The organism is Caulobacter sp. 1776, assembly GCF_040545685.1.
Classification (GTDB): Bacteria; Pseudomonadota; Alphaproteobacteria; order Caulobacterales; family Caulobacteraceae; genus Caulobacter.
This window is the reverse complement of sequence record NZ_JBEPMI010000004.1, coordinates 443687-455572: the sequence shown is the minus strand read 5'-3', so window position 1 is coordinate 455572 and position 11886 is coordinate 443687. Positions and strand designations below refer to the sequence as shown.

General features: G+C 67.5%; 10 protein-coding genes. 6 read left to right on the top strand and 4 right to left on the bottom strand.

The genetic code is table 11. From position 1 onward, the window contains the following. Window positions 1–31 precede the first annotated feature (31 nt). Window positions 32–2824 (bottom strand): PAS domain S-box protein, encoded by a 2793-nt coding sequence (locus ABIC66_RS13510; RefSeq protein WP_354070798.1) that lies wholly within the window; start codon window positions 2822–2824, stop codon window positions 32–34. A 114-nt stretch (window positions 2825–2938) separates the two neighbouring features. Continuing rightward, complete coding sequence (locus ABIC66_RS13505; RefSeq protein WP_354070797.1) at window positions 2939–3844, bottom strand: LysR family transcriptional regulator; 906 nt, start codon at window positions 3842–3844, stop codon at window positions 2939–2941. A gap of 103 nt (window positions 3845–3947) precedes the next feature. On the opposite strand from ABIC66_RS13505, the gene ABIC66_RS13500 reads away from it, so the two are divergent. From ABIC66_RS13500 to ABIC66_RS13475, 6 genes are all read left to right on the top strand, one after another. Further along, entirely contained in the window at window positions 3948–4568 is a 621-nt protein-coding gene (locus tag ABIC66_RS13500) for a glutathione S-transferase (RefSeq protein ID WP_354070796.1), read from the top strand. A gap of 1 nt (window position 4569) precedes the next feature. Then, window positions 4570–5496, top strand: a complete 927-nt coding sequence (locus ABIC66_RS13495) for a pyridoxamine 5'-phosphate oxidase family protein (RefSeq protein WP_354070795.1) — start codon at window positions 4570–4572, stop codon at window positions 5494–5496. Between the two features lie 123 nt (window positions 5497–5619). Next, window positions 5620–6567, top strand: coding sequence for an ABC transporter ATP-binding protein (locus ABIC66_RS13490; RefSeq protein WP_354070794.1), 948 nt, complete (start codon window positions 5620–5622; stop codon window positions 6565–6567). Window position 6568: 1 nt separating this feature from the next. Then, a complete protein-coding gene (locus ABIC66_RS13485) occupies window positions 6569–7306 on the top strand; it encodes an ABC transporter permease (RefSeq protein ID WP_354070793.1) in 738 nt (245 codons plus the stop codon). A 116-nt stretch (window positions 7307–7422) separates the two neighbouring features. Next, entirely contained in the window at window positions 7423–8487 is a 1065-nt protein-coding gene (locus tag ABIC66_RS13480; RefSeq protein ID WP_354070792.1) for a sensor histidine kinase, read from the top strand. Further along, window positions 8484–9089 carry a response regulator transcription factor gene (locus tag ABIC66_RS13475; protein ID WP_354070791.1) on the top strand — a complete coding sequence of 202 codons (606 nt, stop codon included), beginning with the start codon at window positions 8484–8486 and terminating at the stop codon, window positions 9087–9089. The genes ABIC66_RS13480 and ABIC66_RS13475 overlap by 4 nt, the downstream gene beginning before the upstream one ends. Here the strand turns inward: ABIC66_RS13475 and ABIC66_RS13470 are convergent. Together ABIC66_RS13470 and bglB are read right to left on the bottom strand one after the other, a co-directional pair. Continuing rightward, on the bottom strand, window positions 9086–10675 hold the full coding sequence (locus ABIC66_RS13470) for an MFS transporter (protein WP_354070790.1): 1590 nt from the start codon (window positions 10673–10675) through the stop codon (window positions 9086–9088). The genes ABIC66_RS13475 and ABIC66_RS13470 overlap by 4 nt on opposite strands. A gap of 86 nt (window positions 10676–10761) precedes the next feature. Beyond that, the gene (bglB, locus tag ABIC66_RS13465; RefSeq protein ID WP_354070789.1) at window positions 10762–11871 is read right to left on the bottom strand and encodes a beta-galactosidase BglB; all 1110 of its coding nucleotides are present in this window, start codon (window positions 11869–11871) and stop codon (window positions 10762–10764) included. Window positions 11872–11886: the final 15 nt, after the last annotated feature.

Genomic DNA, 11886 nt, shown 5'->3' with positions numbered 1-11886 from the left:
GGTGCGGCGGGCTCCTGAGAAAGCGTGCTCTTTAGGCCGCTGCCGCGACCCCGCCGCCGATCATGACAGTGGCGACGCATTGCAGCAGTGCGCCCGGATCCAGAGGCTTACCCAGCACGCCGTCGAACAGTGACGGGTCGATTCGGCTTCTGAAGTCCGCCGAGAAGGCGATGATCGGTGTCTTGCGATTAGGGCCATCGCCTTCACGGATGAGGCGGGCGGCGGTTTCGCCGTCCATTACCGGCATGCGCAGGTCCATCAAGATCAGGTCGAAGGCCCGGGTTTGGGCGATGGCCACCGCCGCCGCGCCGTCATCGGCCTGCGTGAGGTCAACCGACAGGGCGCCTAGCACGGCCGAGGCCAGGTCGCGATTGACCGTATTGTCGTCAACCACCAGCACGCGGCAGCCCAGGGCGTCGGAGGCAGGCTCGGCCGCCGCGGCCGCCGCCGGGCACGGCGAGGTCGCGGGCGCCGGGATCTCGAACCAGAAGCACGAACCCTCGCCGACCGTGCTCTCGACCCCGATCGTACCCCCCATCGCCTCGACCAGCCCCTTGCAAATCGCCAGGCCCAGGCCAGTTCCGCCGTGGCGACGGGTCGACGAGCCATCGACCTGCGAGAAGCGTTTGAAAAGGGCGTCCAGCCGTTCGGCGGGGATGCCCGCGCCGCTGTCGCGCACCGCCAAGCGCAGGCGGCCGTGATGATGCTCCGCCTCGACGACAACCTCGCCGGCCTCGGTGAACTTCACGGCGTTGCCGATCAGGTTCAGCAGGATCTGCCGCACGCGGTCGGACGCCAGCTTCAGCCAAGTGGGCAGTTCATCCAGACCCCGGCCGCGAAGCGCTACGCCCTTTTCGTCCGCCTCGAGAGAGAACAGTTCCAGCGTCTCGTTGATCAGCGGGCCCGGTTCGCAAGCCTGCCGCACGATCTCGACCTGGCCGGCCTCAAGCTTGGAGAAGTCGAGGATGTCGTTGATCGTGGACAGCAACGCCTTACCGGCGCTGGACACGCGCTCGACGAAGCCCCGCGTCGTCGCCGTCAGCTCCGGCTGCTCGGCGATCAGGCGCGAGAAGCCGAGCACCGCCGTCAGCGGCGTCCGCAGCTCGTGGCTCATGTTCGACAGGAACTCGGCCTTCACATTGGCCGCCGTCTCGGCCTCGGCGCGGGCGGCTTCAAGCGCCGCCTCCATCGCCTTGCGCGTGCTGATGTCACGGACGACGTCCTGGATGGCGGTCAGGGCGCCGGTGTCGGGGTCGAAGAATAGGGTTGGCTGGCCCTCGACCCAGAGCCACCGACCATCCTTGCATCGACAACGGAACTGAAAGGGCTCGGCCGCGACGCCGGGGCCGGCGGCGACCAAGGCGGCATAGTAGGCCAGCACGGCGGGCTGGTCGTCCGGATGGACGAAGTCGATGACCCGCTTGCCCAACATCTGCTCAGGCCTGAAGCCGAGCATCGCCTCGCTAGCCGGCGACATGAACAGGATCACGCTCTTGGCGTCGAACCGGGTGATCATGTCGCTGGCGTTGTCGGCCAGCAGGCGATAGCGCGCCTCGCTGTCGGCCAAAGCGTCGTCGCTGGCCTTGCGGTCGGTGATGTCGCGGACCACGTCCGTGATCCCTATGACGTCCCCGGTGGCCGGGTCGCGGATCAGCTTGGGGCGGGCCTCGACCCACCGCACCGCCCCGTCCTTGCGCAGGATGCGATACTCGATCAGCCAGCCCGTGGGACCGTCCAGCGCCGTCTCGAAGGTCTGGATCACGCGTGGACGGTCGTCTGGGTGGATGAAGTCGGAACCCAGACGACCCTCGACTTCCTCGGGCGTGTAGCCGGAAATCGCCTTCACGGCCGGCGAGGCATAGGTGACCCGGCCGTCGCGATCCATCCTGGTCACGAGATCGTTGGCGTTTTCGGTCAGCAGCTTGTAGCGCGCGCTGGTGCGTTCCACGGCGCGAATGGCTTCGGAATAGTCGGTGACATCCTGCAACAGGCCGAAGAGGGCGACCACCTCGCCGCGCTCGTTGAGCTCGCTCATGCCGCGCGCCCTGACGTCGCGCGCCTCGCCGCCCCGGCGGATCAGTTGGATCTGGAGGTCGAAGCCCGCCTTGGCTTCCATCGCGACCGCGAAACTTCGCTTGATGAAGGCCCGGTCGTGGGGCGGATAGAACGAGAGATCAGATTCCAATTCCGGCTTATACGTCTCGCGGTCCAGGCCGTGGATCACGTACATCTGGTCAGACCAGGTCACGGCGCCGGTCGCCATGTCGATGCGCCAGTGGCCGACGCCGGCCATGCTCTCGGCGAGCTCCAACAGGCGTTGCTTCTCGGCGGTCAGGCGATAGGCCCTGGCCAGTTCGAATTCGTCGACGACGATCCCAGCCAGCAGTTGCAGGCGCTCGAGCTCGGCGTCGCTGGGGCGCGGACGAGGCTTGGTGTCCATCACGCACAGGGCGCCGAGATTGTGCCCGTCCTTCGTGGTCAGGGTCGCGCCGGCGTAGAAGCGGATCCGCGACGGGCCCGTCACTAGGGGAAGATCGGCGAAGCGAGGATCGAGGGCGGCATCCTCGACCACCATGACAGCGCCCGGTCCCATGGCGATGGCATGGGCGCAGAACGCTTGGCTTCGCGGCGTGCCGCAAGCATCCAACCCGACCCGGGCCTTGAACCATTGACGCTCGCGGCTGACCAGCGAAACCAGGGCGATCGGCGCGTCGAACAGGCTGCCGGCCAACTTCGCCAAGCGGTCGATGGCGGCGTCGGCCGGGGTGTCCAGGACCTTGTACGACCTCAGGGCGGCCATGCGCTGGGTTTCACGAAGGTCCATGGTCCGAGAGCACCTCGATCGCGGGAAAACGTCTTCCCGATCGTAGGCGGAAGCGCTGGGCGCCAGCGTTAAGAGGCGGCGCGGCCGATTGGCGCAGTTTGGCGAACGCGGGCGTTAAGCCTCGCTTTCACGCAGTATGGCCAGGCGCTCCAGGCGAGGCGCGGCGTCGTCAAGGAAGGCGCGCACCAGCGGCGGCATGAAGCGGCCGCCGGCGGTCAGCAGCTGAACGGGCAGGGGCGCGGGCTCGAAGTCGCGCAGCAGGCGGACGAGACGACCGTCCGCGAGTTCGTCGGCGACCTGATAGGAGAGGGCGCGGCCGATCCCCTGGTCGGCAAGCACGGCGGCCAGGGCGGCCTCGACATTGTTGACGCGTAGGCGCGGATCGAGGCGCACGGCGCGGGGGCGTCCGCCAGCCTCGAAGCGCCATTCGGGGGAGGCCGAGACCACCGTCGTCAGGATGGTGTCGTGATCGGCCAAATCCGCCGGGGTTTTCGGTTCGCCCCGGCGCGCCAGATAGGCGGGTGTCGCGACGGTGATCCGACGTACGCTGCCTACCCGTCGGACTAGCAGGCTGGAGTCAGCCAGGGCGCCGATGCGCAGGGCGACGTGCAGCTCGGACTCGATCAGGTCGAGATTGCGGTCATGCAGGGTAACATCGGCGCGCACGGCCGGGTGCTGGGACAGAAAGGCGTTGACCACGGGCACCAGGTGCCGCCCGCCGAACACCGTGGGGCCGGTGACGCGCAACAGTCCGCGCACGGCGGTTGGGGCCGAGGTTTCCAGCGCCGCGTCGTAGTCGGCCAGCAGGCGGCGAGCGTGCTCAGCCAATTCGCGGCCGGCCTCGGTCGGGGCCAGGCGGCGGGTGGTGCGCTCGATCAGCCGCGCGCCGGCCCGTTCCTCCAACGCCGCCAGGGCGCGGGTCATGGCCGCCGGCGAGCGTCGCAGCCGCCGTCCCGCCGCCGCCAGGCCGCCGGCGTCGATCACCGCCACCAGCAGCGAGAGTTCGTCGAGGCGATCCATTAAGCGTTCCAAAAATCGCAAAAATCTATTGTCGATTTGGCCAATTCATTCCGATCATCGCAATGGCAAAATGTCGACCATCAATCTGGGAGGGAGATCTCCAATGGCCGACGCCGCTATCGTCCTGCACGGAACCAGCCTGTCCGGACACACCCACAGGGTGGCGCTGATGCTGAATATCCTGGGCCTGTCCTACCGGTTCGCCGCCGCGCCGAAGGAGGTCAGGGCGTCGCCGGCTTTTCTGGCGCTCAATCCGCTGGGGCAGATCCCGGTGTTGCAGGACGGCGATCTGACCCTTGCCGACAGCAACGCCATTCTCGTCTATCTCGCACGACGCTACGCCCCGAACAGCCCGTGGCTGCCTCAGGAGCCGGTCGCCGCCGCCTCGGTGCAGCGCTGGCTGTCGATCGCGGCGGGCGAGGTGATGCATGGGCCGGCGATCGCCCGGATGATTAGCCTATTTGGTTTTCCTGACGATCCGGCTCGCGCCGAGCGGATCGCCGCTCGGCTCCTAACCTTCATGGACGATCATCTGGCCGACCGCGTCTTCCTGGCCGCCGACCACGTCACCATCGCCGACGTCGCCTGCTACAGTTATGTCGCCCACGCGCCGGAAGGCGGGGTGGCGCTGGAGCCCTATCCGAACGTGCGGGCCTGGTTGGCGCGGGTCGAGGCTCAGCCCTGGTTCCAGCCGATCCCCGACTTCGTCCCCGAGGCGGCGTGAGATGGAAGGGCCCTTTCACGCCGGCGAGTTGGCGGCTCAGGCGCGCGCCGGAGTGAGCGCGCCCGGCGCGGGTGGCATCCGTCCGTTCATGCCGGACCAGCATCGCGAGTTCTTCCCGTTGCTATCCTACCTGTTCGTGGCGACGCGCGACGAAGGCGGTTGGCCCGTGGCCACGGTGCTGACCGGCGCGCCGGGCTTCGTGTCCAGTCCCGATCCGACGACGCTAGTGGTTCGCGCCTTGCCGCGCGAGGGCGAGCCGGGCGCGGAGCTCTTCCGCGCGGGCCAGCCGTTCGGAGCCCTGGGCCTGGACTTTTCGACCCGTCGCCGGAACCGCGCCAACGGCGTCATCGAAGCCGCCGATGCTGGAGGATTGCGGCTCAAGGTGCTGCAAAGCTTCGGCAATTGCCCACAGTACATCCAGACGCGAGCGGTCGAGACCGCGCCGGCCTCGACCGCGCCCGCCGAGCAGATAGAGATCGACGCGCCCGAGGTCCTGGCCCAGATCGCCTCGGCCGACACCTTCTTCGTCGCCACCGCCTCGGGCGCCGCTGGGGTCGAGAACGGCGGCGTCGACATCTCGCACCGGGGCGGCCTGCCAGGCTTCGTCAAGGTCGGGGGGCGGGTGCTGACCGTGCCCGACTTCCGGGGTAACCGCTTCTTCAACACCCTGGGCAACTTGGTCGAAGACCCGCGCGCGGCCTTGCTGTTCGTCGATTTCGACACCGGCGACCTGCTGCATCTGCGCGGCCGGGTCGAGATCGACTGGGATCCGCCGGCTGGCGAGCCCTGGCCCGAGGGCGTTCAGCGCCAATGGCGGTTCACGGTCGAGGAGGCCTGGCGGCGGCCCGCCGCCTTGCCGTTGCGTTGGACCTTCGGCGATTTCTCGCCAATCACCTTGGCGACCGCCGCCTGGAACGCGGCGGCCTAGCAAGAGGGTGACGGTAAAGGGTGACGCCAAAGGGTGACGAATGTCATGTCGGCCTGATGACGGCCGGCACTGACGGGCGGCGCGGCGCGGCGGCATGTTGGCTCCACAACGAGGGAGCTATCGATGTCAGCCAAGTCTTCGCAGCCGCCGATCGCGGCGCTCCGCCAGGTGGTCAAGCGCCGAGGCGCGACCCTGGCCCTGAACGGCCTGGACCTGGAGATCCGTCCCGGCCAATGCGTCGCCCTGCTAGGCCCTAACGGCGCGGGCAAGAGCACCAGCGTCGCCCTGCTGACTGGCCGTCTGAAGCCCGACGCGGGCGAGGCGTGGCTGTTCGGCGGCGATCCCCGCGACGTCGCCGCCCGAGGTCGCATGGGCGTCATGCTGCAGGAGGCCGGCCTGCCGCGCACCCTGACCGTCCGCGAACAGGCGGATCTGTTCCGGGGCTACTATCGCAAGCCGCGTCCGCTCGAAGAGATCGTTCGCCTGGCCGGCCTCGAGGGCCTGGAGCGCCGCCGCTGCGGGGCGCTGTCGGGCGGCCAGCAGCGGCGCGTGCAATTCGCCCTGGCCATCGCCGGCCGCCCGGACTTCCTGGTGCTGGACGAGCCGACCACCGGCATGGACATCGACGCGCGTCGCGGGCTGTGGACCGCCGTCCGAGCCGAGATCGCCCGCGGCGCGGCCGTCCTGTTGACCACGCACCACCTGGACGAGGCCGAGGCCCTGGCCGACCGCATCGTGGTCATTGATCACGGCCAGGTCATCGCCGACGGCTCGCCCGAAGCGATCAAGAGCCGGGTGTCGGCCGTGGCCATCCGTTGCCGCACTCGGCTGTCCGACGCCGAGCTGGCGGACCTGGCCCGCGTGACGGCCGTCGGCCGTGACGGCGGCAAGGTCACTGTGCTGACCACGTCGGCCCCGGCCACCCTGCGCGAGCTGCTCGCGCGCGACGAAACCGTCGATGACCTGACGGTCGCCGGCGCCTCGCTCGAGGACGCCGTCACCCGTCTGGTCCAGGCCGGTTCGCCGGCCGTTCAAACTCGCCCAACTCACAGCCAAGCCAAGGTCGCCTGAGATGCACACCGTCGCCGTCTACGTCCGTGAAGCCCGTGTCCAGATCATCTCGACCTGGCGCACGCCACAATTTCTGATCCCCAGCTTGGTCCTGCCGCTGTTCTTCTATGGGGTCATGGGCTTGGGTCTCAGCAAGGGGCGCGAGGAGATCGCCCATATGATGCTGGCCAACTACGTGATCTTCGCAGCCATCGCCCCGGCCATGTTCGGCTTCGGCGCCGCCGTCGCCGCCGAGAGGGAGGCCAAGCTGATCGAGTTGAAGCAGATCGCGCCGCTGCCCGCCGGTGGATATTTGGCCGGCCGTCTGGCCGCCGCCTTGGTCCTGGTCGCTTCGGCGGTGGGTCTGCTGGGCGTGCTGGCCCATTTCGGCGGCGTGGTGATGGTTCCCTGGCGCTGGGCCGCGACGCTCGGCCTTGGCCTGGCCTCCGCCGCGCCGTTCGCCCTGATCGGTTTGAACATCGGCCTGCGCCTGGGCTCGCAGGGCGCGACCGCCGTGGCCAATCTGTTGTTCCTCAGCTTCTGCCTGTTCGGCGGCCTGTGGATGCCGCTGAGCATGATGCCGAGTTGGGTCGCCAAGGTGGCCGAGATCACGCCGTCCTATCACCTGAGCAAGCTGTCGATGATGCTGTCTGGCATGACCCCCATGACCGACGTTCCGCATCACGTTTTGGTCCTGGGCGCGATCATGATCGCCGCCACGATCGGCGCCTGGTCGGCCTGGCGCCGGCAGGCGGCTTGACCGTGGCGAGCCTCGCGCGCGACATCCCCCGGATGGAACAGGCATCCGTGACTCGGTCGACGAAGGACGAGCGCCCTCATCACGCGGCGCTTCCTTTCGGGGGGCGCCGTTTCGACGTGCGCTGGAGCTTCGTGTTCCTGGCCTACCTGCCGTTCTACTTCATCTCGTGGTTCTTCCGTTCGCCGGGCCAAGTCGAACTGATCGCGAGCCTCGCGGGCCTGGTCGTCTTCCTCGGGCTGTTCTTGAAGATCTTCCGCAGCAAGGGGCGTCCCCGGCTATGGGAAGTCCTGGCGATCTTCGGGGTCGGCCTGGCGCTGTCGCCGTTCAAGGCCGGATGGAGCGTCTACACCATCTACGCCATGTCGTTCGCGGCGCGAATCTCGTCTCGGCAGTTGGCGATCCGCACGCTGATCGGGCTGGAAATCGCGCTCCTGGTGATCGGCGTGGTCTTGTTGCGCAACACCTGGCCGATCTGGGGCTCGGGCGTGCTTTTCGGCGGCATCACCGGCTTCGCCGGTCTGATGCAGGCCGACATGGAGCGCAAGAACCAGGAACTGGCCCTGGCCCATGAAGAGGTTCGGGCCTTGGCCACCATGGCCGAGCGCGAACGGATCTCCCGCGACTTGCATGACCTGCTGGGCCACACCCTGACCCTGGTCGCGGTGAAGGCCGAGTTGGCCGCGCGCCTGGTCAGCCGCGACGCCGAGGCGGCCGAGCGCGAGATGCAGTCGGTGGCGACCGCCGCCCGCGAGGCCCTGGCCGAGGTCCGCACCGCCGTGGTCGGCATGAAGGGGGCCTCGCTGACCACCGAACTCGAGCGCGCCAGGGCCGCCCTGGCCGCCGCCAACGTCGTGGCCGAGGTCTCGGCCGGCCCGACCGACGGCTACCCGGGCCAGGAAGCCGTGCTGGCCATGGCCCTGCGCGAAGCCGTCACCAACGTCATCCGCCATTCTGGCGCCACGCATTGCGAGATACGGGTGGGGCTTGGTCCCTCGATCCTGATGCTCAGCGTTGTCGACGACGGCAAGGGCGGGGGGCTGGTCGAGGGCTCGGGCCTCAAGGGCATGCGCGCGCGGCTATCGGCGATTGGCGGCGCGTTGCACGTCAAGTCCGATCGACGGGGCACGCGCCTGGTCGCCACCGCGCCTCTACAAAACGCCCTTGGGGAGGCCGTCTCGTGATCCGCGTCGTCATCGCCGAAGACCAGCAGATGGTGCTGGGGGCGCTCAGCGCGCTCTTGGAACTCGAGGGCGACATCCAGGTGGTCGGCCGCGCGCCGGACGGCCAGAAGGCGCTGGACCTCGTCCGTTCCGAAAAGCCCGACGTGCTGATCTCCGACATCGAGATGCCGTACCTGACCGGCATCGACGTCGCCACGCGGATCAAGGCCGACGGGACGAGTACGCGGGTCTTGATTGTCACTACCTTTGGTCGGCCCGGCTATCTGCGCCGCGCCATGGACGCCGGGGTGAAGGGCTATCTGCTGAAAGACGGCCCCAGCAGCGTGCTGGCCGCGGCCGTCCGCACCATCGCCGCCGGCGGCCGGGCCATCGCGCCCGAGTTGTCCGAGGCGATCTGGGACGCCGAGCCCGATCCGCTGACCGACCGCGAGCGCGAGATCCTGCGCCTGGCCGAGGAGGGACGCTCGAACAAGGACATCGCCGAGGTGCTGGATCTCTCGCCCGGCACCGTCCGCAACTACCTGTCCGAAGCCGCCCAGAAGCTGGGCGCGGCCAACCGGGTCGAGGCCGGTCGCATCGCGCGCTCGAACGGCTGGCTCTAGACGGCGGGTGGGACCCGACCCCAGAGCCTCTCGTAGCGCCAGCCGGTCAGGTCCTCGACGATGGTCTTCGACTCGTCGCTCTCGGCCTCGGTGGCGCCGGCGCGCAGGCGCTCGACTTCCCGGATCAGCACCTCGTGGGTTTTGGCGTTGAGGCGGAAGCGCCAGGAGATGACCATGCCGGCCAGCATGACCAGGATCGGGCCGCCGACCAGAACAAGGACCACGGCGCGCACGGCCTCTGGCGACTGGACCACGGCCACGCCGGGATGGCTCTTGTCGGCGGCGACATAGCCGCCCATGCCGATCAAGGTGGTGGTCAGCACGATCGCGCCGGACTGGGCGATCTTGCGAACGAAGGTCATGACCCCGGCGAAGATGCCTTCGCGGCGCTGGCCGGTGACGGCCTCGTCGACGTCGGGCAGGTAGTTGTAGACGCTCCAGGGCACGAAGTTCAGCGTCCCGCGCCCCAGGCCTGCCAGGACGATCGGCACGAACAGCCAGAACAACACCGTCGGCGGCGCGGCGGGATTGAAGATGTTGCCGCCCAGCGCCCTCAGGCCCTCATCGAAACCAGCCGGCTTGATCAGGTAGAAAGCCAGGAACAGCAGTAGGGCCGCGCAGACGAAGCTGATGGCCATGCGATAGGCGACGACGGGACCGGTGCGTATGACCACGTTGACCGCGATCATCACCGAAATCAGCTGGGCGACGTACATCGTCGTCATCAGCTGCGAAATGATCAGGGTCGCGCCCATCATCACCGTCGCCACGAACAGCGGGAAGGCGGTGTTGAAGATGTCCTGAGAAATGTAACCGCCCAGATAGAGCGACAGGTGCTGGCGGAAGGCCTTGATGCGCAGGGTCGAAAATAGGTCGCGGAACATGTAGACCGGGATCATCGCCGCCTTGCCCCAGTCCATCGGCTCGGGCTGGATCAGCTTTTCCGCGTCGGAGTAGGGCCGCTCCCAGGTCAATAGCACGACCAGCGTCACCACCAGGCTGAATAGGCCGCCGAAGATCGCGGCCATGATCAGGAAGGTGCCGGGTGAGTCCTTGCCGCCGAAGTGGCTGATGATCAGGGTCGGCAGGTACGAGGCCAGGATCGCCGAGCTCTGGGCGATCAGCATCCTGACGCCGGCGAATTTGGCCTTCTCCTTGTAATCCTTCGTCATTTCCGCCGCGAGGGTCTCCCACGGGATCAGGAACATCGTGTAGACGAACTCGAAGAACACGAAGGTGGTCAGATAGTAGGCGAAGGTCTGGCCCGAGACGAAGATCAGCGCGAAGGCCGGCAGCAGCGGAATGGTGACGATCAGGAAGACCTTGCGCCGCCCGATCTTCCGCCCAATCCACGTGTGGCGCAGGTTGTCGGAGACGTAGCCGATCAGCGGGCAGGTAATCGCTTCCAGCAGGCGCGGGAGGCCCAGGATCAGGCCGGTCTCGACCGGCGAGAGGCCGCAGAACGTGATGAAGAAATAGGCCAGCCAGCCGGTGATCACGGCCTGCGCGCCAGCCCCCAGCATGTCGCCGGAACCCCAGCCCCAATAGGTGACCCAGGTGGGTCTGCGAATGTCCGGCGTGGCCATGGTCGTCTCGTTTCCCTTTGAGGAGGGGTCTTGGCGCCCCTTGCCGATCCGACCTTGGGCCGGATCGGTGACTGTGTGCGGAGAGGCTAAATGAACGCCCGCTGGAACTCGCCCAGGGCCAGCATGGCCAGCGACTGGCCGTAGGGCATCGAGGTCAGGGGGATGTCCTTGTAGCCCTGGATCGTATCGAACACCGGGGTGCCGAACGAGACCTGCTGCAGCTCGCCCGCCTCGTCGATATTGGCCAGCACGCCCTTGATGGCGCGGATGGCGACGGCCTCGTAGTCCTTGCCGATGTAGCGCTTGCGCACGGCTTTCAGGATTCCATAGGCGAAGCCAGCCGTGGCCGAGGCTTCCAGGTACGAGGTCTTGTCGTTGATGATCGTATGCCAGAGGCCGGTCTCGGCGTCCTGGAACTGGGTCAGCGCCTTGATCTGGGCTTCCAGCGCATCGATCAGGAAGGCGCGCAGGCCATCGCCCGGCTTGAGGTCCAGAAGCTCGATGAACTCGGGAATGGCGATGGTCACCCAGCAATTGCCGCGCGCCCACAGGGCGTCGGCGAAGTTGTGGCGCCCCTCGAAGGTCCAGCCGTGGAACCACAGGCCGGTCTTGCGGTCGGCCAGGTATTTGATGTGGACCATGAACTGGCGCTTGGCTTCCTCGACGAAGTCGGGGCGGTCCAGCAGGAGGCCGATCTTGGCCAGCGGCAGCACGCTCATCATCAGCGTGTCGTCCCACAGCTGCTGCGGGTTCTCGCTGTTGAAGACGATGTGCTGGAAGCCGCCTTCCTCGGTGCGGGGCCCCTCGTACATGACGTAGTCGGCCCAAGTCTCCAGGTACGGCAGATAGGTGTGATCGCCGGTGGCCTCGTACAGATAGGCCAGGGTCAGGAACGGCGAGACCGTATTGATGTTCTTGGTCGGGGTGCCGGCCTCGAAGCGATCGGCGAACCACTGGGTCATGATGTCGAAGGCGCGCTCGTCGCCGTACATCTCGTACTGCTTCCAGAGGCCGTAGAGGCCCACGCCGTGAGTCCACTCCCAGTCGTTCCAGCCCTTGGTGTCGATGACCCGGCCATCGTCGAGGCGCAGCAGAAACTCGCCCGTCTCGTCCTTGATGTCGACAAGGTTGCTGATCAGCAGGGCGATCTTGGCCTTGATGTCCTTGGCCTCGAGGCCGTAGGCGAGATTGGGCACGGTAGTCTCCAATAG